This window comes from Pseudonocardia sp. P-1 (assembly GCF_058111925.1).
This window is the reverse complement of the sequence record NZ_CM176614.1, coordinates 4,799,220-4,825,577: the sequence shown is the minus strand read 5'-3', so window position 1 is coordinate 4,825,577 and position 26,358 is coordinate 4,799,220. Positions and strand designations below refer to the sequence as shown.

General features: G+C 73.3%; 22 protein-coding genes and 2 rRNA genes. 11 read left to right on the top strand and 13 right to left on the bottom strand.

Translation table 11 applies throughout. The features are described from left to right. The first annotated feature begins 291 nt into the window (after positions 1-291). The 5 genes from AC0GKK_RS23705 to AC0GKK_RS23685 all read left to right on the top strand — a co-directional run bounded on the left by AC0GKK_RS23705 (position 292) and on the right by AC0GKK_RS23685 (position 4,573). Complete coding sequence (locus AC0GKK_RS23705) at positions 292-1,158, top strand: carbon-nitrogen hydrolase family protein (RefSeq protein ID WP_208824309.1); 867 nt, start codon at positions 292-294, stop codon at positions 1,156-1,158. Position 1,159: 1 nt separating this feature from the next. Further along, positions 1,160-2,002, top strand: coding sequence for a carbon-nitrogen hydrolase family protein (locus AC0GKK_RS23700; RefSeq protein ID WP_178374015.1), 843 nt, complete (start codon positions 1,160-1,162; stop codon positions 2,000-2,002). Between the two features lie 3 nt (positions 2,003-2,005). Beyond that, positions 2,006-3,106, top strand: coding sequence for an MSMEG_0565 family glycosyltransferase (locus AC0GKK_RS23695; protein ID WP_489882557.1), 1,101 nt, complete (start codon positions 2,006-2,008; stop codon positions 3,104-3,106). A gap of 80 nt (positions 3,107-3,186) precedes the next feature. Beyond that, complete coding sequence (locus AC0GKK_RS23690) at positions 3,187-3,369, top strand: hypothetical protein (RefSeq protein ID WP_157818271.1); 183 nt, start codon at positions 3,187-3,189, stop codon at positions 3,367-3,369. A gap of 298 nt (positions 3,370-3,667) precedes the next feature. Beyond that, complete coding sequence (locus tag AC0GKK_RS23685; RefSeq protein ID WP_489882556.1) at positions 3,668-4,573, top strand: hypothetical protein; 906 nt, start codon at positions 3,668-3,670, stop codon at positions 4,571-4,573. 172 nt (positions 4,574-4,745) lie between these two features. Here AC0GKK_RS23685 and AC0GKK_RS23680 read toward each other — a convergent pair whose 3' ends face one another. The 4 genes from AC0GKK_RS23680 to AC0GKK_RS23665 all read right to left on the bottom strand — a co-directional run bounded on the left by AC0GKK_RS23680 (position 4,746) and on the right by AC0GKK_RS23665 (position 7,976). Next, a complete protein-coding gene (locus AC0GKK_RS23680; protein WP_405416165.1) occupies positions 4,746-5,957 on the bottom strand; it encodes a PucR family transcriptional regulator in 1,212 nt (403 codons plus the stop codon). Between the two features lie 71 nt (positions 5,958-6,028). After that, a complete protein-coding gene (locus AC0GKK_RS23675) occupies positions 6,029-6,220 on the bottom strand; it encodes a ferredoxin (protein ID WP_062396337.1) in 192 nt (63 codons plus the stop codon). Then, positions 6,220-7,638, bottom strand: coding sequence for a fatty acid desaturase (locus tag AC0GKK_RS23670; RefSeq protein ID WP_476652069.1), 1,419 nt, complete (start codon positions 7,636-7,638; stop codon positions 6,220-6,222). The genes AC0GKK_RS23675 and AC0GKK_RS23670 overlap by 1 nt, the downstream gene beginning before the upstream one ends. 131 nt (positions 7,639-7,769) lie before the next feature. Then, positions 7,770-7,976: a hypothetical protein gene (locus AC0GKK_RS23665; RefSeq protein WP_350591249.1), complete on the bottom strand. Its 207-nt coding sequence runs from the start codon at positions 7,974-7,976 to the stop codon at positions 7,770-7,772. A 193-nt stretch (positions 7,977-8,169) separates the two neighbouring features. Between AC0GKK_RS23665 and AC0GKK_RS23660 the strand changes: the two genes are divergently transcribed. Both AC0GKK_RS23660 and AC0GKK_RS23655 read left to right on the top strand, forming a co-directional pair. Further along, on the top strand, positions 8,170-8,418 hold the full coding sequence (locus AC0GKK_RS23660; RefSeq protein ID WP_489882555.1) for a three-helix bundle dimerization domain-containing protein: 249 nt from the start codon (positions 8,170-8,172) through the stop codon (positions 8,416-8,418). Positions 8,419-8,467: 49 nt separating this feature from the next. Beyond that, positions 8,468-8,701, top strand: coding sequence for a hypothetical protein (locus AC0GKK_RS23655; RefSeq protein WP_405416156.1), 234 nt, complete (start codon positions 8,468-8,470; stop codon positions 8,699-8,701). 211 nt (positions 8,702-8,912) lie between these two features. On the opposite strand, the gene AC0GKK_RS23650 is transcribed toward AC0GKK_RS23655, so the two are convergent. From AC0GKK_RS23650 to AC0GKK_RS23640, 3 genes are read right to left on the bottom strand one after another with little or no spacing between them, the layout of a single operon-like run. After that, positions 8,913-10,169: a kynureninase gene (locus AC0GKK_RS23650; protein ID WP_489882554.1), complete on the bottom strand. Its 1,257-nt coding sequence runs from the start codon at positions 10,167-10,169 to the stop codon at positions 8,913-8,915. Then, positions 10,166-12,043: a helix-turn-helix domain-containing protein gene (locus AC0GKK_RS23645; protein WP_489882553.1), complete on the bottom strand. Its 1,878-nt coding sequence runs from the start codon at positions 12,041-12,043 to the stop codon at positions 10,166-10,168. The genes AC0GKK_RS23650 and AC0GKK_RS23645 overlap by 4 nt, the downstream gene beginning before the upstream one ends. Before the next feature lie 26 nt (positions 12,044-12,069). After that, positions 12,070-12,456: a DUF5313 family protein gene (locus tag AC0GKK_RS23640; protein ID WP_224401945.1), complete on the bottom strand. Its 387-nt coding sequence runs from the start codon at positions 12,454-12,456 to the stop codon at positions 12,070-12,072. A gap of 47 nt (positions 12,457-12,503) precedes the next feature. Here AC0GKK_RS23640 and AC0GKK_RS23635 point away from each other — a divergent pair, with 47 nt between their 5' ends. After that, positions 12,504-13,010, top strand: a complete 507-nt coding sequence (locus tag AC0GKK_RS23635; protein WP_405416150.1) for a MarR family winged helix-turn-helix transcriptional regulator — start codon at positions 12,504-12,506, stop codon at positions 13,008-13,010. Between the two features lie 37 nt (positions 13,011-13,047). Then, on the top strand, positions 13,048-13,563 hold the full coding sequence (locus AC0GKK_RS23630; RefSeq protein WP_489884054.1) for an isochorismatase family protein: 516 nt from the start codon (positions 13,048-13,050) through the stop codon (positions 13,561-13,563). A 6-nt stretch (positions 13,564-13,569) separates the two neighbouring features. On the opposite strand, the gene AC0GKK_RS23625 is transcribed toward AC0GKK_RS23630, so the two are convergent. Further along, a complete protein-coding gene (locus AC0GKK_RS23625) occupies positions 13,570-15,756 on the bottom strand; it encodes a transglycosylase domain-containing protein (RefSeq protein WP_489882552.1) in 2,187 nt (728 codons plus the stop codon). Between the two features lie 64 nt (positions 15,757-15,820). Next, a complete protein-coding gene (locus AC0GKK_RS23620; protein WP_489882551.1) occupies positions 15,821-19,279 on the bottom strand; it encodes an indolepyruvate ferredoxin oxidoreductase family protein in 3,459 nt (1,152 codons plus the stop codon). A 151-nt stretch (positions 19,280-19,430) separates the two neighbouring features. On the opposite strand from AC0GKK_RS23620, the gene AC0GKK_RS23615 reads away from it, so the two are divergent. Together AC0GKK_RS23615 and AC0GKK_RS23610 are read left to right on the top strand one after the other, a co-directional pair. Beyond that, positions 19,431-19,874: an Lrp/AsnC family transcriptional regulator gene (locus tag AC0GKK_RS23615; protein WP_179762271.1), complete on the top strand. Its 444-nt coding sequence runs from the start codon at positions 19,431-19,433 to the stop codon at positions 19,872-19,874. A gap of 39 nt (positions 19,875-19,913) precedes the next feature. Then, complete coding sequence (locus AC0GKK_RS23610) at positions 19,914-21,137, top strand: glycosyltransferase (RefSeq protein WP_489882550.1); 1,224 nt, start codon at positions 19,914-19,916, stop codon at positions 21,135-21,137. A gap of 9 nt (positions 21,138-21,146) precedes the next feature. Here the strand turns inward: AC0GKK_RS23610 and AC0GKK_RS23605 are convergent, their stop codons facing one another. The 4 genes from AC0GKK_RS23605 to AC0GKK_RS23590 all read right to left on the bottom strand — a co-directional run bounded on the left by AC0GKK_RS23605 (position 21,147) and on the right by AC0GKK_RS23590 (position 26,075). Continuing rightward, entirely contained in the window at positions 21,147-21,662 is a 516-nt protein-coding gene (locus tag AC0GKK_RS23605) for an Rv2732c family membrane protein (RefSeq protein WP_346106103.1), read from the bottom strand. A gap of 159 nt (positions 21,663-21,821) precedes the next feature. After that, on the bottom strand, positions 21,822-22,223 hold the full coding sequence (locus tag AC0GKK_RS23600; RefSeq protein ID WP_405416140.1) for a zf-HC2 domain-containing protein: 402 nt from the start codon (positions 22,221-22,223) through the stop codon (positions 21,822-21,824). A 509-nt stretch (positions 22,224-22,732) separates the two neighbouring features. Continuing rightward, positions 22,733-22,849 (bottom strand): 5S ribosomal RNA (rrf, locus tag AC0GKK_RS23595). 143 nt (positions 22,850-22,992) lie between these two features. Next, positions 22,993-26,075: ribosomal RNA gene (locus tag AC0GKK_RS23590) — 23S ribosomal RNA — on the bottom strand. Between the last annotated feature and the right edge of the window lie 283 nt (positions 26,076-26,358).

Here is a 26,358-nt window from a genome sequence, read left to right as displayed (position 1 = left end):
AGGCCTCCGGCGTCGGCGCCGTGCTCGACGTCGCCGCCGTCCCCGGCCGGACGGCGCCACCGCCGGCGACTGGTTCACCTGCTTCCCCGGGTTCGGGCTGCTCACCGCGGACGACCCCGGCGCACCCGCCCCCGACGCGGGCCCCGCGGTCTCCGCCGAGTGCGGCGAGCTCGTCGCCGGTGCCGGGGTCCGGCTGCGCTGGCCCGACGGCGAGCAGACCGAGGCCGTCACCGCGGGTGTCACCGGCATGGGCCGCGCCGGCTCCCCCGTCCACCACCCCGAGGAGATTCGATGACGCCCACGACGTTCGGCGCCGCCGCGCAGGGCTTCGTCCGCGACCTCGACGAGGACTTCGCCCGGATCGCCGCCACGATCGACCGGGCCCGCGCGGCCGGGGTGCAGGTGCTCGCGCTGCCCGAGGCGGCGATGGGCGGCTACCTGTCGTCGCTGCACGACGTGCCCGGCACCCCCGCCGACCGCCCGCCGCAGCTGGACCCGGACGGGCCGGAGATCCGTCGGCTGGTCGCGCTGGCCGGGGACATGGTCGTCGCGGCCGGGTACTGCGAGACCGGGGACGACGCGTCCGGCGGGCGGCCCTACAACTCCTGTGTCGCCGTCACCGGGGACGGGGTGCTCGGCCACCACCGCAAGGTGCACCAGCCGATCAACGAGAACTCCAGCTACGCCGCGGGCGACCGGTTCGCCGCGTTCGACACACCGTACGGCCGGACCGGCATGATGATCTGCTACGACAAGGCGTTCCCCGAGGCCGCCCGTGCACTGGCCGACGACGGCGCCCGGACCGTGCTGTGCCTGTCGGCGTGGCCGGCGTCGCGGACCAACCGTGCCCCGGTCCTCGCCGAGGACCGGTGGGCCCGTCGCTTCGACCTGCACGACCGCTCCCGGGCACTGGAGAACCAGTTCGTCTGGGTCTCGGCCAACCAGGCCGGTACGTTCGGCGACATGCAGCTGGTGGCGAGCGCCAAGATCGTCGACCCGGGGGGCGAGGTGCTGGCGACGACCGGCAGCGAGGCCGGACTCGCCGTCGCGACCGTCGACGTGGACGCGGAGGTGGACGCGGCCCGCCGCGTGATGGGGCACCTGCGTGACCGCCGTCCGGCGGCCTACGGGCCGGGCCCGGTCCGCGCGGGGGTGTGAGGTGCGCGTCGCCGCGGCGGCCGCGAACTTCACCCGCGACGTCGCGTTCGACCTGGAGCGGATCGGTGTGATCGTCGCGCACGCCCGGGAGCAGGGCGTGAGTGTGCTGGTGCTGCCCGACGGCGCGCTCGGCGGTTACGTGCACGACCTGCGCAGCCCCGATCCCGCCGACCCGGACGACGGCGCGGTGCTGCCGCCCGAGCTCGACCCGGACGGGCCCGAGGTGCGCGCGGTCGCCGCGCTCGCCCGGGAGATGGTGGTGTGCGTGGGGTTCTGCGAGGCCGGCCCCGAGCCGGGCGTGCGGTGGAACTCCGCGGTCTGTCTGACCGGGGACGGTGTGCTCGGCAGGCACCGCAAGGTGCACCAGCCCGCGGGTGTCGCCGGGCTGTTCGCCGCCGGGGACGGGTTCACCGCGTTCGACACCCCCGCCGGGCGGATGGGGATGCTCATCGACCACGACAAGACCTTCCCCGAGTCGGCCCGCTCGCTCGCGCTCGACGGCGCGCAGCTGCTGGCCTGCCTGTCGGCCTGGCCGACCTCGCTGACCAACCGGGCCCCCCGGATGGCGCAGGACCGCCAGGCCCGGCTGTTCGACCTCTACGACCAGTCCCGCGCCGCCGAGAACCAGGTGCTGCTGCTCTCGGCGAACCAGAGCGGGCGCAACGGGTCCCTGCACTTCCTGGGCCGGGCGAAGGTCGTCGGGCCGGGCGGGGACATCCTGGCCCGCACCTGGTCCAAGGGCGGGCTCGCCGTCGCCGACGTCGAACCCGACGAGATGATCGCCTCCGCCCGCGCGGTGCTGCACCATCTCAAGGAACGCCGACCCGACCTGTACCGGGGCTGAGCGGTGCGGATACGGCTGTCCACCTACTCCACCAAGCCGCGCGGCGGGGTCGTGCACACCCTTGCGCTGGCCGAGGCGCTCGCCGCCGCCGGGCACGAGGTCGCGGTGTTCTCCCTCGCCCGTGGCGGGGACACCGGCTTCTTCCGGGCCGTCGACCCCCGCGTCGCGGTGCATCTGGTCCCGGTTCCGGAGATCGACGGCGAGACGGTCGGCGCCCGCATCCTCCGCTCGATCGACCTGCTGGCCGCCGGGCTGGCCGACGCCCCCGCGGTCGACGTCCGGCACGCCCAGGACTGCCTGTCCGCCAACGCCGAGGGCCGCGCGCACGGCTACGGCTCGCTGCTGCGCACCGTGCACCACCTCGACGATTTCAGCACCCCCGAGCTGGCCGCCTGCCACGAACGCGCGCTGGTGCATCCGGCCGCGCTGGTGTGCGTCTCCCGGGCCGTCGCCGCGGAGGTGCGCGCCGGCTGGGGCCGGGAGGCGACGGTGATCGGCAACGGCGTCGACGCCGCCCGGTTCGCCCGGGCCGCCGACGCCGGCGCCGGCGCGCCGTGGCGGGCCCGGTTCGGCCGCTACGTGCTCTCGGTCGGCGGGATCGAGCCGCGCAAGGGCACCGCCGACCTGGTCGAGGCGATGGCGCTGCTCGGGCCCGGTACCCGCCTGGTGATCGGCGGCGGCGAGACGCTGTTCGACTACCGCGACTACCGCGCCCGGGTGCTCGCCCGGGCCGACGAGCTGGGCGTCGTCCCGGACATCCTCGGCCCCGTCGACGACGACGCGCTGCCCGGCCTGATGGCGGGTGCGGCGGCGTTCGCGTTCCCGTCGGCCAAGGAGGGCTTCGGCCTGGCCGCGATGGAGGCGCTGGCCGCCGGGGTCCCGCTGGTGACCCGGGACCTGCCGGTGCTGCGCGAGGTGTTCGGCGACGCGGCACGGTTCGCCCGCGACCCCGCCGGGTTCGCCGCCGCGCTCGCCGACGCGCTGGCCGCCCCCGACCCGCGGCGGGCGGCCGCCGGTCGCGCGCTGGCCGCCGACCACACCTGGACGGCGGCTGCGGACCGGCACGCCGACCTCTACCGCATCCACCTCGCCGACCGCGCGTGACGACGACGGGGTGACGGGGACCACACCGACTGCGCTAGCCTGGGGTGACCACACGACGACGACGTCCCGGGGGTACGCCGATGCCTGCTCACGAGGCACCCGCTCCGGCCACCGTCGTGCCCCTGTGCCGCGCCGCCCGCCACGGCGACGCCGCCGGGGTCCGCTGCCCGCACTGCACCCGCCCCACCCGCGACGACCGCGACGCCGTCGTGCTGCGGCTGCCCCGGCTGCGCGGCCACGAGGTGCTCGCGGGCGAGCTCTGACCCACCGCCCGCCCGGCCCCCTCCGCGCGCGCCGGTCCGCCGCCGCCGCAGTGCTCCGCCGCCCCCGCCTCGACCCGCCGCCCACACGCTGATCGGTCGCCCGCGCGCCGGTCCTCCGCCCGAGCCATGATCCGCTGCGCGCGCGGTGATCCGCTCGGCGCGCGTGTCCGGACGCACGCGCCGAGCGGATCACCGCGCGACAGGGCGATCATCGGGTGCCCGTCCACAATCGCGGGAATGCTCCACAGGTGGCGGATCCGCTCCGGCGCGGGCGTCGGGCGCGGGCAGGGTCGGGGCCGTGGACGAACCGCTGCTGCGCCGCGACCTGCTGAGACTCGGGACGACCGAGGCCGAGATCCGCGCCGCCCTGCGCAGCGGGCGATGGACGGGGATCGGCCCCGGTGTGTACCTGGAGACCGGCGACGAGCGTCTGCGGTTCGCCTCGACGCGGCACGCGACCCTGGTGGAGGCGACGGTCCCCTCGCTCGCCCCCGGGGCCGTGGTCAGCGGTCCGTCCGCCGCCGTTCGACACGGCCTGCCGGTCTGGGGAGTGCCTCTGACCACGGTGCACGTCACCCGGGACGGCGCGTCCGGCGGGCGCGGCGGGCCACGGCTGCGCGTGCACGCCTCCCCGTTGTCCGCCGACGAGGTCGTCGACGTCCGCGGCATCGCGACGACGTCGGTGGCCCGCACCGTCGTCGACGTGGCCCGCACGGCACCGTTCGAGACCGCCGTGGCCGTCGCCGACGCGGCCCTGCACCGCCACCTCGTCACGCCGGACCGGCTGCGGGATGCGGTACTCGCCGCCTGCGGGCGCCACGGCGTCGGCCGGGCCCGGGCGGTCGTCGCGTTCGCCGACGCCCGCGCGGACGGACCGGGCGAGTCACGCAGTCGCGTCCGGATGGCCCGCCTGCACGTGGCGAGCCCGGTGCTGCAGCATCCCGTGCTCGACGAGCGGGGCCACCGGATCGGGGTCGTCGACTTCTGGTGGCCCGACCACGGGGTGGTCGGGGAGTTCGACGGCCTCGGCAAGTACGGGCGGTCGCGACGCCCGGGAGAGAGCGCGGCCGACGCCGTCGTCCGGGAGAAACGGCGTGAGGACGCCCTGCGTGCCCGGCCCGGAGTGCGGACGGTCGTGCGCTGGACCTGGGAGGAGCTCGACGACTTCGCCGCCGTCGCGCACCGGCTCCCGCGGGCAGCATGATCCGTACCCCGCGTGGTGATCCGTTGCCCGCGCGTGTCCGGACGCGCGCGCGGAGCGGATCACCGCGCGGACAGGGGATCAGCACGCGGCAGGAGGGATTGCTGCCGGGGCGGCGGCCGGCACGCAGCCGGCGGATCACCGGGGCAGCCGACGGGTCGGCGCGCGGAGCCGGTCAGTCGGCCGGGCGCAGCACGGTCGCCCCGAGGACCCGGCAGGCCAGGAGCGCCACCTCGACGTCGAGCCGGTCGTCGCCGAGGGGCCGGCCCCGGACCTCCTCGGCGCGGCGCAGCCGGTACTGCACGGTGTTCTTGTGCAGGTGCAGCTCGCCCGCCGCCGCGACGAGGCTGCCGCCGCCGCGCAGGTAGGCGGCGAGGGTGTCGCGGAGCCGGGCGTGCTGCTCGTCGTCGATCGCGAGGTCGCCGAGGATCTCGGCGACCCGGTCGGCGAGCAGGGTGCCCGCGTCGAGCAGCAGCAGCGGGCCGAGGTCGTCGGCGGTGGTGACCGGGAGCCGGGCGGCGGGAGCGGCGGCGGTGACCACCTCCTGCACCCGGCGGGCCCGGCGGTGCGCGCCGCGGAACCCGTCGAGGCCGCGGCCGGGCCCGCCGAGCGCGACCGACACCGGTCCGGGCGGCAGGGTCACCGGCCCGCCCGTGCCGGGGTACCAGGCCCAGGACGTGACCGCGTCCGGGGCGACGACGAGCGGGGCGCGGGTGCAGCCGAGGGCGGCGCCGACATCGGCGACGGCACGTTCCAGGGCCCGGCCGGGATCGGGGGCGTCCGGGTCGACCCAGAGCACCGCGGCCAGGTGCTCCCCCGCGACCGGGTGCCCGAGCGCCGCCTCGACCTCGGTGACGGTGCCGCCGCGCCCGGCGAGCACCGCGTCGACCATCGCGAGCCGGGCCGCGTCGCGGCGGCGGACCCAGCCGTCGCGTTCGGCCTGGTGGACCGCGACCATCTCCTCGGAGACCCGGTCGACGTAGCCGAAGGCGACCGCGGTGAGCGCACGGACGGCGTCCCCGACCTCGGTCGTCCCCAGCCCGGACCCGGCGATGCGGCCGATGAGCTCCTGCTGGAACACCGACTGGCCCAGCCGGTAGGCCCGCAGGACGACCGTGACCGGGACCCCCTGCTGGGCGAGTCGGCGGGCGAGCTCCCCGGCGACCGGGGGGAGCGGCACGTCGTCCTGGGCCCGGCCGGTCAGCACGACCAGCGCCCCTTCCAGCGAGCCCTGCACGGTGGCGACCAGCAGCTCGCGCACGCGGGGGTCGCGGCCGAGCTCGGGCAGCCCGGCGTCGATCTCGACGAGCACCCGCGCACCGAGCGCCTCGACGTCGCCGTGGACCTCGGTGGCGAGGCGGGCGAGCAGGGCGGTCACCGTCGACACGGGACCGACCGTAGCGCGACGCCCGCCCGGCTCCGGGGATCCGGTGCCGGGCGGGCGTCGCGGCGAGGTGCTCAGTTCTCCAGGGCCAGCGCGCGGGCGGGGCAAGCGCGCACGGCGGCGTCGACGTGGGCCCGCTCGGACTCCGGCGGGTGCTCGTCGCGGACGACGACCACGTCGTCCTCCCCCACCTCGAACCAGCCGTCGGCCATGGCCTCGCACATCCCGATGCCCTGGCAGGCGTCGAGGTCGGCGACGATGCGCATCAGACCTCCTCGGTGGTCAGCGCGACGAAGTCGACCTTCTCGCGGACCCCGCAGTCCGGGCAGCACCAGTCGTCGGGGACCTGCGACCACGGGGTTCCCGCCGGGAAGCCCTCGGCCTCGTTGCCCGCGGCGACCTCGTAGGTGTACCCGCAGCCGGGGCAGCGGGCCGCGGTGACGGCGTCGCTCTGCGCGCGGCGGGTGACGTCGGCGGCGGTGTCAGCGACCGGGGCCGGGTCGGCGGGCGGCGGGTAGGCGGCGAGCAGCTCGTCACGCTTGCCGGGCTGCAGGTTGGCGTAGCGCAGGTCGCCGTCGTAGTGCGCCACCACCAGCGGGTCCATCAGCCGGCGGAACACCGGCGGGACGGTCGCGGCCAGCATCATCCCGGTGTAGCCGGTCGGCAGGACCGGGGCCTCCGGGAAGTCGCGCAGCGTCTGGAACCGGCGGACCGGGTTCGCGTGGTGGTCGGAGTGTCGCTGCAGGTGGTAGAGCAGCACGTTGGTGGCGATGTTGTTGGAGTTCCAGGAGTGCTCGGGCAGCACGCGCTCGTAGCGGCGGCGGTCCGGCGGGCCGACCTTCTGGCGCAGCATCCCGTAGTGCTCCATGTAGTTCACCAGCTCGAGCAGGGTGAACCCGAAGACGGCCTGGATCAGCAGGTAGGGCAGCACGCCCCAGCCGAACGACGCGATGATCGCGCCCCACAGCACCACCGACATCAGCCAGGCGTTGAGGACGTCGTTGCCGATCCGGAACGGGTGCCGGTCGCGGCGGGCGTAGCGCTTGCGCTCCAGGCGCCAGGCGCTGGTCAGCGAGCCGAACACGGTGCGCGGCCAGAACCGGTAGAAGCTCTCGCCCATCCGGGCCGAGGCCGGGTCGTCCGGGGTGGAGACGCGCACGTGGTGGCCGCGGTTGTGCTCGACGTAGAAGTGGCCGTAGAAGCTCGGGGCGAGCGCGATCTTGGCGGCCCAGCGCTCCACGTCCTCGCGCTTGTGGCCCAGCTCGTGGGCGGTGTTGATGGCGACGCCGGCGACGGTGCCGAGCGTGATCGCGAGACCGATGTTGCCGACCACCGGCGCCCCGGCGGTGGCGATGTAGAACATCCCGGCGAACAGGCCCGCGTACTGCAGCGGGAGGTAGGCGTAGGTGACCCAGCGGTAGTAGCGGTCCTCCTCCAGCTCCTCCATCACCTCGTCCGGCGGGTTCGTCGGGTCCTTGCCCGCGAACAGGTCGATCGTCGGGACGATGCCGAGCACGACGATCGGACCCAGCCACAGCGCCACCGACCAGCCGGTGGCCAGGTGCAGACCGATCGCGAGGAACGGCAGGACCGGGACCAGCAGGCCCAGCAGCCAGGCGTAGCGCTTGCCGTCGTGCCAGGTGTGGTGGCCGTTCACCGGTTCGGACAGTGCATAGGTCCGCATCGGATTTCCTCCTCGCGTCGGCTCTGACGGAACGATGGAGCAGACGGTAGGGAGATCGGCGCACGATTCCTCGGTCGTCGGGACCGAAGATCGGCGCCCCGTTCGGTCCCGCGGACCGAACGCGCAGCCCGTCAGCGGTCCCAGCGGAACAACCGGACCGTGCCCACCACCCCGACCAGCACACCGACCAGCACCGCGACGACCAGCCCGACGACGGCGCCGGTGTCCGGCGGGACCCCGCGCCACGCCGTCCCGAGCAGCTCCGACGTCGCACCGCAGGGCAGGGTCGCGCCGATCTCGGCGAGCGGTCCGGGCAGTCTCCGCGGGTCGCCGAACATGCCGGACAGTGCCTCGTGCGGCCCACCCCAGAATGGAACAGGGTGTCACGATCGTGCTCCGTGGTCGTGGGTTCACCCGTCGCGACGCGATTGAGGCGCCACTCCCGGGGTACACACCCCTCGGCCGGGTGAAGATCGACGGAAGGATCGTCATGACCGACACGCAGATGGGTATCCGTTCCGGACTCCGTTCGTGTCGTCGTCGGACGTCCACCTGCCGCCGGTCCGCCGGTGGCCTGCGGTGACGCCGGAGCTCGCCCGGGCCACCGACGCCGTCAGCCGGCTGGTCGACGAACTCGGCCCGGCCATCAGCCGGGACGCCGTGGCCGCCGCCGTCGCGCAGGCCTGCGACGACCTGCGGGGCAGCCCGGTGGGCGCGCTGCCCGAGCTCGTGGAGCGCCTGGCCCGGGTCCATCTGGACCAGCCGACCGTCGGGCTCTGAGGCGTCCGCGCCCGGTATGGGCCTCGCGGCGTCCGGGTATCCCCGTCGGGTGAGCGACGACGAGAACGACACCGGACGCGAGAGCCCCCCGATCGACCCGGAACGCGCACTCGACGAGCTCGAGGAACGGGTGCTCGGCCGGCGGATCGACGCCGGGGACACCGAGGCCGGTCGCGAGGAGTCCGCGGACACCACGTCGGAGGGCGCGGCCGAGCCGGAACCGGTCGGGGGCGCCGGGGAGCCGGACGACGCCGGGACCGGGGTCGACGTCCCGACCGACTGAGCCGGCACCCCCGCCGGGGCCGCCGCCCCCGTACCCCGCGGAGGGTCCCGGCAGGACTTCCGGGACACGCGATCCCTCGGCAGTACCGGTCGGGGATGTCGGCGCGGCGGCGCGCGCAGGTCCGTGAGGGCCCGCTACATCGTCGGCCGCACGGCACAGAGCTCGGGGAAGTAGGTGAGGTTCGGCGGCCGGGTGTTCGTGCGGCCGTCGCTCATCGGGCGACCTCCTCGACGAGCGCGGTCATCCCGGCGAGGACCTCGGCGAACGAGGTCGACAGCGGCGCGAGCCCGATCCGGATGCCGTCCGGGGCCCGGAAGTCCGGGATGACCCCCCGCGCCCACAGCCGGGCGTTGACCTGGGCGAGGTCCTCGCGGCGCAGCGTGACGTGCCCGCCGCGGCGGTCCGGGTCGCGCGGTGAGGCCACGGTGACGCCGTACGGCGCGAGCAGGGTGTCGGCGAGGTCGAGGGCGAACCCGGTGAGCCGCACCGACTTCGCGCGGACGGCGTCGATCCCGGCCTGCTCCAGCAGCTCCACCCCGCACTCCAGCGGCACCGACGCCAGCACCGGCGGGGTGCCGGACAGCAGGGCGCGCACGTCGGGCGCCGGTTCGTGGCCGGGCCCCATCGCGAACGGTGCGCGGTGGCCGAACCAGCCGGTGATCGGCTGGCGCAGCGTCGTGGTGTGCCGGGCGGCGAGGTAGCCGAACGCCGGCGCGCCCGGGCCGCCGTTCAGGTACTTGTAGCCGCAGCCGACGGCGAGATCGGCGCCCCACGCGTCGAGCCGGACCGGGACCGACCCGACCGAGTGCGACAGGTCCCAGAGCACCAGGGCGCCGGCGTCGTGGGCGGTCCGGGTGATCGCGGGCGCGTCGGCGAGGAACCCGGAGCGGTAGGCGACGTGGGACAGCAGCACCAGCGCCGTGTCCGGCCCGACGGCGGCCGCGACCTGCTCGGGCGTCACGCCCGAGGCCGGGTCGGAGGTGATCCACCGCAGGACCGCGCCGCGCTCGGCGGCGATGCCCTCGAGCACGTAGCGGTCGGTCGGGAAGTTGTCGGTGTCGACGACGATCTCGCGGCGCCCCGCCGCCGCCTGGTGGTCGACGGCGGCCCGGGCCAGCTTGTAGAGCAGCACGGTCGTGGAGTCGGCGACGACGACCTGCCCCGGCGCGGCACCGAGCGCGGCCGCCCCGATCCGGTCCCCCAGGCTGCGCGGCCGGTCGACCCAGCCCTCGTCCCAGCCGCGGATCAGCCGGGTGCCCCAGTCCGCGCGCACGAACCGCTCCATCCGCTCGGCCGTCGCCCGCAGCGGACGACCGAGGGAGTTCCCGTCGAGGTAGGCGACGACGCCGTCGGCGGGCAGGAACCGGTCGCGGTACCCGGCGAGCGGGTCCTCGGCGTCGAGCCCCGCCGCGACGGCCGCGAGGTCGGTGCCGAGGTCGGTGGTCGGGTCGGTGCTGCGGTCGGTCACGGTGTCCCCTCCGGTCGCGGTGTGCCCAGCCGGTGCAGCCGCAACGCGAGCTGCAGCTCCAGCCCGTGGTCCGGGTCCTGCCAGCGCGGGCCCAGCAGCGACGCGACCCGGTCGAGCCGCTGGGCCACGGTGTTGACGTGCACGTGCAGCGCCGCCGCGGCCCGGGTCGGGCTGGCACCCGCGGCGTAGTAGGCCTCCAGGGTGCGCAGCAGCTCGCTGCCGCGGCGCGCGTCGTGCTCGGCGACGGGCCCGAGGATGCCGCGCACGTACCCGGCGACGTCCGGGCGCTCGCCGAGCAGCAGCCCGGCGAACCCGAGGTCCGACGCCGACGCGCACTCCCCCTCCCGGTCCAGCGCGACCAGCGCCTCCGCCGAGCGACGGGCCTCGGCCAGCGCCGCGTCCGCGCCGTCGGCCGGCTGCAGCGGGCCGGCACCGCCGACCGTCACCGCCCCGTCGGGGTCCTGCTCCGACGCCGGACGCGCGAGCCGGGCACCGGCCGCGGCCGGGTCGGTGCCCGGCAGCAGCACGACCACCGCGCCGTCCCGTTCCCCGACCAGCCCGGAACGGCCGCCGAGAGCGGCCGCCTCCCGGGCCAGCGCCCGTCGCCGGGCGGGATGGCAGCGGCAGACCAGCAGCACGTGCGGCCGCCGGGGCGACACCCCGAGCGCGGCGAGCCGGGTCAGCGTCGTCGGTCGCGGGGCCCCGGACGCGGCGAGGAGCTCGGTGAGGGCCTCGGCGCGGTCGGACCGGTCGGCCTCGTCGGCGCGCTGGGCGAACAGCTGCACCAGCGCCGTGACCATCGCGGCCCGCTCCACGGTGCGGACCTGGCCGGGGGTCAGGGCGTCCCCGGCGCCGAGCCCGCCGAGCAGCAGCGTCCCGAGACGCTGACCACCGGCGATCACCGCGGTCACCCAGACGCCGCCGGCGCACGGCACCGGCACCGGGCGACCGCCGCCGTCGCGCTCCCCGGCGCGGCGGGCCGCGGCGCGGGCGTCCAGGCCCGGCGGGACCGGGCCGTGGGCCGCGGCGGTGGCGCCGTCGCCGTCGAGCACCGCGACCCACCCGCCGAGCAGCCTGCCGAGCGCCTCGGCGATGTCGCCGACGTCGCCGCCCTCCAGGACGACCCCGGCGAACCGGTCGTGGGCGTCGGCGGCCTCGGCGATCGCGGCGTGCGCACCGCGCAGCTCGCGCAGCGTGGTGGCGGTGTCGGCGAGGCGGCGGGTCTGCACCAGCGACACCGCGGCGAGCGCGGCCAGCGAGCCGAGCAGGGCGACGTCCTCGGCGGTGAAGGGCCGGGCGGACCGGTTGGCGGCGAACAGGACGCCGACGAACTCGTCGTCGACCAGCAGCGGGGTGCCGCAGATGCCGACGATGCCCTCCTCGGCGACCGCGGTGTCGATCTCCTCGGTGTGCCGGTAGCGGCCGTCGCCGGCGTAGCGGCCGGTCCAGTGCGGGGTGCGGCTGGCCGCGACGAGACCGCCCAGCCCGGCCCCGAGCGGGAGCCGCAGCGACTGGAAGCGGTGCGAAACCGACCCGGAGGTGACCCGCATGAACGTGTCCCCGCGCTCGGGGTCGTGCAGGGTCAGGTAGGCGATGTCGGTGCCGAGCAGCCCGCGGGCCCGGCGCACGATCGCCTGCAGCACCGAGCCGGGGTCGGGCTCCGAGGCGAGGTCGCGGGCGATGCCGACCAGCGCGGCGAGCTCGGACTCGCGGCGGCGCCCGGCGTCCATCGCCGCCCGCACCCGCAGGGTCAGCGCGCCGGCCTCCGGCTCGGAGGCCGCCAGCTCCGCGACGACGCGGTCCAGCTCACCGTCGCGGGCATCGCCGTCGGCCCGGTCGGCCAGCAGCCGGAGCAGGTCGAGGACGGTGCGCACGCGTCCATCCTGCCGTGCGCCCGGGCTCAGCCGCGCCAGCGCCGCTCGTAGCGCTCCCGGGCCGCGTCCCGATTCCCCGCGTCGGCCTGCTCCCGCACGGCCGCGGCGTGCCCGACCGGGTACCCGGCCTTCGCGACGCGGTGCTCGGCGGACTCGTACATGTAGGCCACCGAGTAGAAGTAGCCGAGGATGGCCCCGGCCAGCACCGACAGTGCCCGGACGTACACGGGGCCGGGGATGAGCAGGTACAGCAGCACCCCGACCGGCAGCAGCTGCACGGTGGTGCGCACGAGGTGGCGCAGCTGCCAGGTCCGGGTCGTGACGTCGTGCAGCACCCAGCCGCGGTGCCGGGCGGGCAGCCCGGCGCCGTAGACGTAGGCCAGCCACCGCAGTGGGTTCGGCCGCTCGTTCACAGTTGGTCCCCCAATTCTTGGTGCACCAACAATGTACGATGTCCGTCATGGCGAGCGCATCCCCGGACGAGGGTGACACGCGTGACGGTGACACGGGTGACGGTGCCGCGACCGACGGCGACACCGGCGGGGACCTGCTGCGGCTCGACCGTCAGGTCTGCTTCGCCCTCGCCGTCGCGGCCCGCAACGTGATCGCGCTCTACCGGCCGCTGCTCGAGCCGATGGGCCTGACCCACCCGCAGTACCTGGTGATGCTCGCGCTGTGGGAGCACTCCCCCCGCTCGCTGGGCGAGCTGGCCCGCGCGCTCGCCCTCGACCCGGGCACCTTGTCGCCGCTGCTCAAGCGCCTCGAGGCGGCCGGGCTGGTCGACCGCCGCCGGGTCCCCGGCGACGAGCGGACGATGGCGGTCTCCCTCACCGACGCGGGCCGGGCGCTGCGCGCGCGGGCCGAGGCGATCCCGCCGACGATCGTGGAGCGGCTCGGGATGCCGCTGCCCGAGCTGGAGGAGCTGCGGGCGGTGCTGGACCGGGTGATCGACGCGTCGCGGAGCTGACCGCGACGGCGTTGCCCGTACCGTCGGAGGCGTGTTGATGAACGCAGGCAACGCCGTCCTGCTGCTGGTCGACCTGCAGCAGCGCCTGGTCCCCGCGATGCACGACGGCGAGCGGGTCGTCGCCCGGGCCGCCCGGCTCGCCGAGGCCGCGACCCTGCTCGAGGTCCCCGTGCTGGCCACCGAACAGGTCCCGGAGAAGCTGGGCCCGACCGTCGAGCGGCTCGCCGGGCTGCCGCACCTGGTGATGCCCAAGACCCGCTTCGCCGCCGACGACGACGTGCTGTTGCCGCCCGGCCGCAGCGAGATCGTCGTCGCCGGGGTGGAGGCGCACGTCTGCGTGCTGCAGACCGTGCTGGAGCTGCTCGCCGACGACCGCCGGGTGGTGCTCGTCGCCGACGCGGTCGGCTCCCGCTTCGTCGAGGACGAGCAGCTGGCGCTGCAGCGCGCCCGCGCGGCCGGAGCCGAGATCGTCACCTCGGAGATGGTGCTGTTCGAGTGGCTGCGCGACGCCGCGCATCCGCGCTTCCGCGAGGTCCAGAAGCTGCTGAAGTAGGCCCGGTCACCCGTTGCGGGGCTGCAGGTAGGCCGGGTCCGGGTCGGGCAGCGGCACGTCGGCCCGCCCGGCGACCAGCGGGTCGACGGCCGCGAAGAACGGCGGCGCCGCGACGGTCCCGCCGAACGCGCCGTGCTCGCAGTCGCCCAGGTGCACGGGGTCCCCGGGGCAGATCTCGGACGGGTTCGGGCCGTCGGCGAACACCATCGAGGACCCGGCGACGCCGTCGATGCCCCCGGTGCCCCCGACGAACGCGACCGACTCCGAGGCGTTGGTCGTACCCGTCTTGCCGATGGTCGGCCGCGTCCAGCCCGCGGCCCGCGCCGCGGCCGCCGAGGTACCGGACACGGTGTCCCCGCCGAGCCCGGCGGACAGGGTGTGCGCGATCCCGGGGGCGACGGCCTGCTCGCAGGCGGGCCGGTTCACCGGCACCGCGGCGCCGTCCCGGTCGGTCACCGACAGCACGGCGTCCGGGGCGCACCACACGCCGTCGCTCTGGACGGTCGCGGCCACGTTCGCCATCTCCAGGGTGGACACCGGGCTGACCCCGAGGGTGAACGACGGCAGGTCGGCGAAGAAGGCCGACTGCGGCTGGGAGATCCGCGCGTCCGGCGACGACGGGTCCGGCGTCCCGCCCGCCGCGTTCGACGTCAGGGTGTCGCGCAGTCCGAGCCGGCGCGCCATGTCGACGACCTTCGCGATGCCGGTGCGCTCCTCCAGGTCGACGAACGCGGTGTTCGGCGAGGTCGCGAGCGCGACGGGCAGCGGGATCGGGTCCGGGTAGTCCGGCGTGTCGTTGCTGACGGGGTAGCAGCTGCTCCCGGCGCCGGGGAAGCACGCCGACGCCGGGTCGGGCAGCGTGCTGTCGTAGCCGACGGTGCCCGCCTCCAGCGCCGCGGCGGTGGTGAAGATCTTGAAGGTGGACCCGGCGCCGAAGACGTTCGACGGCGCGGCGACGAGGTCGCGGGTGGTGTCGCCGGCCGTGGCGTCGGTGCCGGGCCGCCGGTTGGCGACCATGGCGAGGATCTGGTGGTCGCCGGTGGCGGCGTCGCCGTGGCCGGGCCGGATCAGCGCCAGGGTGTTGGCGACGCCGTCCTGGGTGCGCGGCACGTTCGTGTCGACCGCCTGCTGCGCCGACGCCGTCGCGGCCGGGTCGAGGGTGGTGCGGATCGTGTAGCCGCCGGTGTCGAGCTGCTGCTCGGTGAACCCGGCCCGCTCCAGCTCGGACACCGCGTACTTGCAGAGGAACCCGGCGCCGTCGGTGGCGCCGTAGCAGTTGTGCCCGGGGACCTGCGGCCCGCCGGCGCGCACCCCGAGCGGCGCGGCGGTGGCCTCGGCGGCCTGGGCGGGGGTGAGCGACCCGGCGTCGCGCATGGCCGCGATCACGGTGTTGCGCCGGTCGGTCGCGGCCCGCGGGTGGCGGAACGGGTCGAACAGGGTGGGGTTGTTGACCGCGCCCGCGAGCAGCGCGGCCTGCGGGACCGTGAGGTGCGCGGCGTCGGTGCCGAACCAGGCGCGGGCGGCGGCCTCGACGCCGTAGACGTTGCCGGTGAACTCGACGGTGTTGAGGTACCCGGCGAGCACGTCCTGCTTGGACGTGCCGTGCGCCAGGCGCTGGGCCAGCACCGCCTCGCGGATCTTGCGGGTGGGGGTGTCGGCGTGGTCGGCCCGCTGGGCGGCGGGGTCGTCGCGGTCGACGACGTCGATCAGCCAGTTCTTCACGTACTGCTGGGTGATGGTGGAGCCGCCCTGCACCGCGCCGCCCGCGGCGTCGGTGACCAGCGCGCGCAGGGTGCCGACGGGGTCCACCCCGGACTCGTCGAAGAACCGGCGGTCCTCGACGTCCACGATCGCGGCGACCATCGCCGGGGCGATCCGGTCGTAGGACACGGGGATCCGATACTGCTCGTCGAGGTAGGCGATCGGGGTGCCGTCGCGGTCGGTGAGGACGGTGGCCGCGGGCAGCGCCGCGGCGCTCGGCAGGTCGCCGGTCGTACCCGGCGGCACGACGGAGGCGACCGCCGCGACGCCGACCGCGGCGGGCGCCGAGCACCCGGCGAGGACGAGCCCGCCGGCCAGGATCCCGATCGCGAGCCGCCGCAGCACCGACGGCTCCGGGCGCCGCCACCGCCTCGGGGTGCGGGTTTCCCGGAGACGGTCGTTCCAGTGCTGTGCGATCAGGCGTTCCCCCACGCGGGCGATTGTGCGCCGCAACGCTGAGGGGTGCCTGAGACCCGCCCGCGCGAGTCGCTGAGAGTCAGCCGGTCAGGGCATCGAGCGCGGCCCGGGCCTGCTCGCGGAACCGCTCGACGTTGCCGAGCTTGACGTCCTCGTAGCCGCGCACCAGCTCCGCGGTCCCGGCGACCTCGACCACCGCCTCGACGGTGTCGGGTGCCAGGTGGTCGAGCGCCGCGCGGACCAGTGTCTGGTACTCCCCCACCAGCTCACGCTCCACGCGGCGGACCCCGGCCCGGCCGAACACGTCCAGCGGGGTGCCACGCAGCCTCCGGGCCGCGCGCAGTGCCCGGAACGCGGGCGCGGCCAGCCGTCCGTCGAGAGCGATCTTGCGGTTCATCCCCAGCGCGCGCAGCACCGGCGGGTGCAGCATCACCGACACCCGGGCGTCGGACCCGAACGCGGCGTCGCGGCGGGCGGTCTCCACCGGGTCCAGGTGCAGCCGGGCGACCTCGTACTCGTCCTTGTAGGCCATGAGCCGGTGCAGGCCGCGGGCGTAGGCGGCGCCGACGCGCTCACCGACCGTGTCCCCGGCCCGCGCGGCGGCGATGGCCGCGACCCGGCGGACCTCCTCGGCGTAGCGGTGGGCGTAGGCGGCGTCCTGGTAGCCGGTGAGGTCGGCGATCCGGGTGGCGAGCAGGTCGGTGAACCCGGTGCCCGCGGCGATCGAGCGGGCCAGCGCCGCGGACGCCTCGTCGACGGCGACCGGGGCCGGCTGCGGGGTGACGAGCGCGCTGTGCACGGCGGCGGCGTCGATCGCGGCGGCCCGGCCCCAGCGGAACGCCGTCAGCGTGGTCTCCACGGCCGCGCCGTTGACCCGGATCGCCTCCTCCAGCGCCTCGGCCGACACCGGGAGCACCCCGTGCTGGTAGGCGGCACCGAGCAGCAGCATGTTGGTCGGGAGGTGGTCGTCGAACAGCGCCTCGGACAGCGTCTGGGCGTCGACGGCGAGCAGGTCCCGGGTGACCGCGCCGATCCGCTCGACGGCGTCGTCGGTGGAGCCGGGCAGCACGACGCGGCCGATGACCATGGCCGCGGTCGGTACGAGCGAGGTGTTGACGACGGCGACGGTGTGTCCGGGCCGGGCGACCGCGAGTGTCGCGTCGGAGGCGGTGCCGACGAGGTCCATCCCGATCAGCACGTCGGCGGTGCCGCGGGAGGCGCGCAGGATCCCGTGGTGGGGCTGCTTGGAGATCCGGACGTCCGAGACGACCGGGCCACCCTTCTGCGCGAGCCCGACCTGCTCCAGACCCGCGGCGAAGAGCCCGTCGAGGTGGGCGGCCATCTGCAGGATCGCCGAGGCGGTGACGACACCGGTGCCGCCGATGCCCGGCATCCGGATCAGGGTCGCGTCCGGGTCGACCCGCGGCTCGGGGGCGACGAGCGTGACCGGCAGCGCCGGGATCTCCCGGCGGGGCCGGGTGCCGGGCACCACGGTGAGGAACGACGGGCAGTCGCCCTTCAGGCAGGAGTAGTCGGTGTTGCAGGACGCCTGGTGGATAGCGGTCCTGCGACCGAACTCGGTCTCCACCGGCAGCACCGACAGGCAGGTGGACGCCTCGCCGCAGTCACCGCAGCCCTCGCAGACCCGCTCGTTGATCAGCACCTTCTCGGCCGGGGCCGGCAGCTTCCCGCGCTTGCGCAGTCGGCGCTCCTCGGCGGCACAGCGGTCGTCGTGGATCAGGACGGTGACGCCGTCGAGGGCCTTCAGCTCCTCCTCGACCGCGGGGAGCTCGTCGCGGTGACGCACGCTCGCGATCGGGTCGAGGGCGATGCCGCGGTAGTCACGCGGGCTGTCGGTGGTGACGACGATCCGGCGCACACCCTCGAGGGCGAGCGAGCGCGTGATGTCGGGGACGTTCATCCGGCCCTCGGCGCGCTGCCCGCCGGTCATGGCGACGGCGTCGTTGTAGAGCAGCTTGTAGGTCATGGTGACCCCGGCGGCGACGGCGGCGCGGATCGCGAGCGAGCCGGAGTGGTGGAAGGTGCCGTCGCCGAGGTTCTGGACGAGGGTGCGGTCGTCGGTGAACGGGGCCAGGCCGATCCACTGGGCGCCCTCGCCGCCCATCTGCGTCAGCCCGATCTGGTGGCCGCGGTGCTCGCCGTCGAGGGCGATCATCGCGTGGCAGCCGATCCCGACCCCGACGAGCGTGTCGTCGCCGGTGCGGGTGGAGGTGTTGTGCGGGCAGCCGGAGCAGAAGTACGGCGTCCGGTTCCCGAGCAGGTCCAGCCCGATCCGCGACGGCCTGGGCGGTGCGAGGCGCTCCAGGTGCGCGGTCGCCGCGGCGGGCAGGATCCGCCCGGCGGCGGTGAGCCGGGCGGCGAGGGCACGGGCGACGTCCTCGGCGCCGAGCTGGCCGCGGGCGGAGAGCAGCGGGCGGCCGCGCTCGTCGCGGCGGCCGGTGACCGTGGGCCGGTGGTCGCGTCCGTAGAGCGCGTCGCGCAGGTGGCCCTCCAGGAACGGCACCTTGTCCTCGACGACAAGCACCTCCGCGCAGCCTCCGACGAGCCCGGCGAGCGCGTCGGCGTCGACCGGGAACGGCATGGCGAGGCGGATCAGGCGTACCCCGAGCGCGTCGAGCTCGGCCTCGCCCAGGCCCAGGTCCTCGCACGCCCGCAGCACGGTGGCGTAGCCGGTCCCCGAGGCGAGCACGGCGAGGTGCGGGTCGCGGGAGGTGAAGGTGACGCGGTTGAGCCCGGTCTCGCGGGCGTACTGGCGGGCCAGGTCGAGCCTGCGGGTGAGCTGGTCGTGCTCGGCCTCGACGGCGGCGGGACCGACGAGCGGGCCGGACTGCGCGCGGTCGGTGGCGGGCGGGGCGGGGACGCCGAGCAGTTCCGGGCGCAGCGCACCGAGGTCGACGGTGCAGGACGCGTCGGCGACGTCGGCGATGATCTTCAGGCCGGTCCAGAGGCCGGTGGCCCGGGACAGCGCCACGGCGTGCAGCCCGAACTCGATCACCTCGGACACCGAGCCGGGCGCGAGCAGCGGCATCGCCAGTGACTGCGCCATCGGCTCGCAGGAGCTGGGCACGGTGGAGGACTTGCAGGACGGGTCGTCCCCGATGACGGCGACGGCGCCGCCGAGCCGTGCGGTGCCGGCCAGGCTGCCGTGCCGGATCGCGTCGGCGGCCCGGTCGAGGCCGGGGTTCTTGCCGTACCACCAGCCGACGACGCCCTCGTGGCGGCGACCGGGGACGGCGTCGAGCAGCTGGGTGCCCGCGACGGCGGTGGCGGCGAGCTCCTCGTTGAGCCCGGGACGGAAGACCACGCGCTCGGCGTCGAGGTGGGCACGGGCGCGGCCGAGCTCGGCGTCGAAGGTGCCGAGCGGGGAGCCCTGGTAGCCGGAGACGAACGAGGCGGTGTCGAACCCGCGGGCGGTGTCGAGGCGGGCCTGCTCGAGCACGAGGCGGACCAGCGCCTGGATCCCGCTCATCGGGGCCCGACCGTGGGCGGCGAGGTACTTGTCGTCCAGCACGGTCATTCTCGGCTCCTCGGCGAGTCGGGCGGCGCGTCCGCACCAGGACAGCGCGACGACGGCCCCGACACAATGCCTGTGGTAGCGATCGCCGCGGATACGCAACGGATACCGTCAGCAGGCCACGAGACCGTGGATCCGTTGCGCTGGAGGTGCCGTGCCCGAGACCGAGGTCGACGACCTGGACCATGCGATCCTGCGGTTGCTGCACGAGGACGCGCGCCGCACCTACGCCGACATGGCCGAGCGGGTCGGGCTGTCCACCGCCGCGACCAAGCGCCGGGTCGACCGGATGCGCGAGTCCGGGGTGATCACCGGGTTCACCGTGCAGGTCGACCACGCCAGACTGGGCTGGCCGGTCGAGGCGTTCAGCGAGATCCGCTACGCCGGCACCGCGAGCGTCTCGGAGATCGTCGACTCGGCGTCGCGCCAGCCGGAGGTGCAGGCGGTCTACACCCTGGCCGGTGACCTCGACGCCCTGGTGCAGGTCCGGGTCCGCGATCTCGCGCACCTGCAGGAGGTGATCGACCGGCTGCGGCGCAACGGCACGGTCACCGGGACCCGGACGCTGATGGTGCTGGGCCGCTGGACCCGCACCTGATCATTTGCTTACCGCAACGATCGGGTCGATCATGATCGGGTGCTCGTCCTCTGCAGTGTCACCGGTTCCCCCTCGCACGGCCGGGCCGTGCTCCCCTTCGCCCGCGCGCTGGGCGACGCGGGCCACCGGGTCGTGGTGGCGTGCCCGCCCGACATCGCGGGGGTGTTCGACGGTGCGCCGGTCGTCGTCGAGCAGGTGTTCGCGACGATGGCCGACTCCGCCGAGCACCTCGGCCCGGCCCTCGCCCGGCTCGGTGGGCCCGCCGCGCTGGCGACGCTGACCGCGACCGAGGTGACGACGGCGCTGCTGCCCACCCTGTTCGCCGGTCCGCAGGTGACGGGCTCGGCCCGGGCGCTGCTCGCGCTGGTGGAGTCGCACGGGACGCCGGACCTGGTGCTGCGCGACGGCGGCGAGACCGCGGGGTTCCTGGTGGCCGAGCACCTGGGGGTGCCGTGCGTGGCGGCGCCGTCGGGTGCGGGCAACGTCCTCTCGCCGGACGTGGTGGCCGACGCGCTGGCGGAGCGTCGCGACGAGCTCGGCTTCGCCGCCCCGGACGACCCGGCTGCGCTGCACCGGTGGGGGCGGCTCGACTGCATGCCGCCGCAGTTCTCGCTGGCGGGGCCGCAGATCGCGCCGGCGCGGGCGTTCCGCCAGGACGACCAGGTCTCCCGCGGCGAGACGCTGCCCGGCTGGGTCGGCGCGCTGCCCGGGAGCCGGCCGCTGGTCGTCGCGGGGCTGGGGACGGCGATGCCGGCGATGGCCGGGCGTGCCGAGCGCCGCGCCCCCGTCGACCCGCACGCCGCGCTGCGCACGGTGGCCGAGGCGGCGTCCCGGCTCGACGCCGAGGTGGTGCTGTCCACCGGCGGCCTGCCGGTCGACGACCTCGCGCTGCCCGCACACGTGCATCCCGCGCCGTGGGTGCCGCAGCCGCTGCTCCTGCAGGTCGCGGACCTGTTCCTGACCCACGGCGGCTACAACGGCGTCCGCGAGGCCGTGCGGCACGGCGTCCCGCTGGCGGTGCTGCCGCAGTTCGGGGACCAGGAGCACAACGCCCGCCGGATCGCCGAGCTCGGGCTGGGCGCGCACTGCACGCCCGACGCCGCCGAGGTCGCCGCGACGTGCACCCGGCTCCTGGGCGACGACGACGTCCGCGCACGGATGCGCTCGGCCCAGCGCGCGATGCTGGCGCTGCCGCCGGTGGAGGACGCCGTCGGCGTCCTGGAAGACCTGGCCGCGCGTCGGGTCTCCGCGCTCGTGGCCTGACCTGCCGGGTCAGGCGGGCGGGCCGTGCGGGGCGCGCGGCCCGCAGGCGACGACGGTGCGCGCCCAGGTGCCGAACAGCACGAGCACCCCGAGCACGGTGACGATCAGGCCCGGCCCGATGTCGTCGGTGCCGGTGACCGCGGTCTGCCGCGACCACACCGCCCAGAGCCCGGTGACCGCGCCGACGCCGGTGACGGTGGCCGCGGTCCAGGCCAGCGGCCAGAACCGGGTCAGGAGGGCGAGCACCGACACCCCCACCGCGACGACCGCGACCACGGTGAACAGCCACGGCAGCGGGCCCATCGCGGCCCGGCCGACGAGGACCTCCCACCCGGCGCCGCGGGTGGACCAGGGCATGAGCAGGGCGGCGACGACGGCGGCGACCCCCGCGCCGGCGACGACCGAGGCGGGGCCGGGGTCGATCCAGCGGTCGACCCGCCATGCGATGCGGGTGAGCTCGTCGGCGAGCTCGGGTGACGCCTGCGGGGACAGCGCGCCCGGGCCGGGCGTACGCGGTGCGCTCATGCGGCTCCCTCGTCGTCACTGCGGTGCCGGGATGTCGGGACCGCCATTGCATCACGACCGCGCCGGCCGCGGCGCCACCGACGGGGTGGCTCCGGGTGCCGGTCGGCGAGCCCGCCGCCCGGCGGTTCCGGCCGCACCGGACCGGCCGTCTCCTCTCCCCTACGCGGCGCGCACGGCGCAGCGGCAGGGCGCGCCCTGCTGGCAGCCGCAGCCGCAGGTACTCGCGCACCCGCAGGCCGAGGTCGCCGCGCCCACCGGGGCACGTCCCGCCGACCCGCTGCAGCAGCCGCCGTCGAGGCAGCTCAGCCGTGGGACGGCCGGGAGCGGTGGTGCCGGTGCCGGGGCGGAGACGCCGAGCGCGGCGAGTACCCGGTCGGTGAGATCGGGGACCGAATCCGCCGGACCGACCCGCGCGAGCCGTCCGAGGCGGTCGGCGCCGTCGGCGAAGGCGCGGCAGGACGCGCACCCGGCGAGGTGGTCCTCGGCCGCCGCGCGCTCGTCGTCGCCCGCCTCACCGTCGAGACGGGCGGACAGCACCTCGCGGTAGCCCTGACAGTCCATACCGTCACTGTCGTACACGAGGCCCGTCCGGTTCCACCCGACCCCCGTCCGTGTTCCGTCCGCGCGTCCCGACACCGACGACATGCGCGGTGAGGACGTTGCGCAGCCACCGCGAGCTCGCGGCGCTGCTGCGCGCCGACGGCTTCTCATGCGTCGACGACGCCGTGGGCGCCGACCTCTGACGCCTGCGGCGGCCGGTGTTCCCGCCGGCCCCCTCCTCGCACCCCACGTCGCACACCTTTCTGCGACCTCGCAGCCCCTGCAGAGGGTGCGAGGTCACAGGAAGGCATGCGAACTGCGCCGACCCCACCGGCACGACAGGACCGAATGCGACTCCCACGAGAGAGCTCCACGGCCCCGACCACCGGCCCCGGGGGACCCGCGCCAGGGACCACAAACAGACACACTCATGCCCGGCCGGGCCGGCATCACGCATCGGATGCTAAATAGTCCGGAAATGAGAAATGCCCCGGACTCGACAGTCCGGGGCACATCCCATGAAAGTTGAATGTCGGCGACGACCTACTCTCCCACACCCTGGCGAGTGCAGTACCATCGGCGCTGGAAGGCTTAGCTACCGGGTTCGGAATGGGACCGGGCGTTTCCCTACCGCAATGACCACCGACAACACTATCCAACTATCACCCCACCCCCCAGAAAACCCCGAGAGGCGGGGGTCGAGCACACAAACCGACCCCACGATCCCCGGATCACCGGGAACATGGACGGTTGTGGACTCAGGGTCACACAGTGGATGCGAACAACTCGTTGTGGCAAGCCCTCGGCCTATTAGTACCGGTCAACTCCACCCCTCACAGGGCTTCCATCTCCGGCCTATCAACCCAGTCATCTACTGGGAGCCTTACCCACTCGAAGGTGGTGGGAGACCTCATCTTGGAACAGGCTTCCCGCTTAGATGCCTTCAGCGGTTATCCCTCCCGAACATAGCCAACCAGCCGTGCCCCTGGCGGGACAACTGGCACACCAGAGGTTCGTCCGTCCCGGTCCTCTCGTACTAGGGACAGCCTTCCTCAAGTCTCCAACGCGCGCGGCGGATAGGGACCGAACTGTCTCACGACGTTCTAAACCCAGCTCGCGTACCGCTTTAATGGGCGAACAGCCCAACCCTTGGGACCTACTCCAGCCCCAGGATGCGACGAGCCGACATCGAGGTGCCAAACCATGCCGTCGATATGGACTCTTGGGCAAGATCAGCCTGTTATCCCCGGGGTACCTTTTATCCGTTGAGCGACACCCCTTCCACAAGGTGGTGCCGGATCACTAGTCCCGACTTTCGTCCCTGCTCGACCCGTCAGTCTCACAGTCAAGCTCCCTTGTGCACTTACACTCAACACCTGATTGCCAACCAGGCTGAGGGAACCTTTGGGCGCCTCCGTTACTCTTTGGGAGGCAACCGCCCCAGTTAAACTACCCACCAGGCACTGTCCCTGAACCAGATCATGGCCCGAGGTTAAGACACCCAATTCGACCAGAGTGGTATTTCAACAACGACTCCACCACCACTGGCGTGGCGATTTCACAGTCTCCCACCTATCCTACACAAGCCGAACCGAGCACCAATACCAAGCTATAGTAAAGGTCCCGGGGTCTTTCCGTCCTGCCGCGCGTAACGAGCATCTTTACTCGTAGTGCAATTTCGCCGAGTCTGTGGTCGAGACAGCGCCCAAGTCGTTACGCCATTCGTGCAGGTCGGAACTTACCCGACAAGGAATTTCGCTACCTTAGGATGGTTATAGTTACCACCGCCGTTTACTGGCGCTTAAATTCTCCGCTTCGCCCCGAAGAGCTAACAGGTCCTCTTAACGTTCCAGCACCGGGCAGGCGTCAGTCCGTATACATCGTCTTGCGACTTCGCACGGACCTGTGTTTTTAGTAAACAGTCGCTTGGGCCTGGTCTCTGCGACCGGCCGTCCCTAGCCCGCAAGGAGCCTCAAGACAACCGGCCCTCCTTCTCCCGAAGTTACGGAGGTATTTTGCCGAATTCCTTAACCACAGTTCGCTCGATCGCCTCGGTATTCTCTACCTGACCACCTGTGTCGGTTTGGGGTACGGGCCGCAACAGCACTCGCTAGAGGCTTTTCTCGACAGCATGGGATCACCCTCTTCGCCTCAATCGGCTACGCATCACCTCTCACCCTTAAATGAGCCCCGGATTTACCTAGGACTCGGGCTACAGGCTTACACCACGACAACCACCGCGTGGCGGAGCTACCCTCCTGCGTCACCCCATCACTTGCCTACTACCAGATCGGATCCCACGCTCCCCCACAAACAACACTCCCGAAGGAACGAAGGTGGGTTCGGATGGTTAGCATCACCAGCCTCGGCATGGACGCACTATCACGAGCACGGGAATATCAACCCGTTGTCCATCGACTACGCCTGACGGCCTCGCCTTAGGTCCCGGCTCACCCTGGGCGGAACAACCTGGCCCAGGAACCCTTGGTCATCCGGCGGCAGAGATTCTCACTCTGCATTCGCTACTCATGCCTGCATTCTCACTCCCACACCCTCCACCCGTAAATCACTCCCGGGCTTCACCAGATGCAGGACGCTCCCCTACCCAACAACACCTAAGTGTCATTGCCACGGCTTCGGCGGTGCGCTTGAGCCCCGCTACATTGTCGGCGCAGGACCACTTGACCAGTGAGCTATTACGCACTCTTTCAAGGGTGGCTGCTTCTAAGCCAACCTCCTGGTTGTCCGGGCGATCCCACATCCTTTCCCACTTAGCGCACGCTTAGGGGCCTTAGCCGGTGATCTGGGCTGTTTCCCTCTCGACCACGAAGCTTATCCCCCGCAGTCTCACTGCCGCGCTCTCACTCACCGGCATTCGGAGTTTGGCTGACTTCGGTAAGCTTGTCGGCCCCCTAGGCCATCCAGTGCTCTACCTCCGGTGAGAAACACACGACGCTGCACCTAAATGCATTTCGGGGAGAACCAGCTATCACGAAGTTTGATTGGCCTTTCACCCCTACCCACAGCTCATCCCCCAGGTTTTCAACCCTGGTGGGTTCGGGCCTCCACGACGTCTTACCGACGCTTCACCCTGGCCATGGGTAGATCACTCCGCTTCGGGTCTACACCCCGCGACTATGGCGCCCTATTCGGACTCGCTTTCGCTACGGCTACCCCACACAGGTTAACCTCGCCACGAAGCATAACTCGCAGGCTCATTCTTCAAAAGGCACGCCATCACCCCGAAAGGCTCTGACGGCTTGTAAGCACACGGTTTCAGGTACTATTTCACTCCCCTCCCGGGGTACTTTTCACCTTTCCCTCACGGTACTTGTCCGCTATCGGTCATCAGGTAGTATTTAGGCTTGACGGGTGGTCCCGCCAGATTCACAGCAAATTTCACGGGCTCGCTGCTACTCGAGAACACGCCCACAACAGAACCCAGTGTTTTCGCGTACGGGGCTATCACCCACTACGGCCGACCATCCCAGAGTCGTTCCGCTAACACAGGCACTTGCTGTCCCACCCTCGGCAGAAGATGAACGACACGTCTCACAACCCCGCACCCGCAACGCCTGCCGGCTTGACACGGACACGGTTTAGCCTCTTCCGCTTTCGCTCGCCACTACTCACGGAATCACTATTGTTTTCTCTTCCTGTGGGTACTGAGATGTTTCACTTCCCCACGTTCCCTCCACGCACCCTATGAATTCAGGTACGGGTAACGCCCCATGACGGGCGCTGGGTTTCCCCATTCGGACACCCTCGGATCACAGCTCGGTTGACAGCTCCCCGAGGCCTATCGCGGCCTCCCACGTCCTTCATCGGCTCCTGATGCCCAGGCATCCACCATGTGCTCTTAACAACTTGACCACAACAAGATGCTCGCATCCACTATGCAACACTCAACCCACAACCACACCCAACCAAGAAACAACCACCACCCACACACGCAGGCGTTAGGAAGCCCTCAACCAGAGCGGCCAAAGAAAACAACCCCAGCTCCGAAGAACCACAAGGTGTCCTCTCAGGACCCAACAGTGTGCCAAGCCAAACGGTCCGACGTACTGCGTTCCACCCAACGCACCCGACCCACGAACGAGGCCGCAAATGCGATTCAATGAAGGAACCACAGACTCACCATGAGCAGAACTCA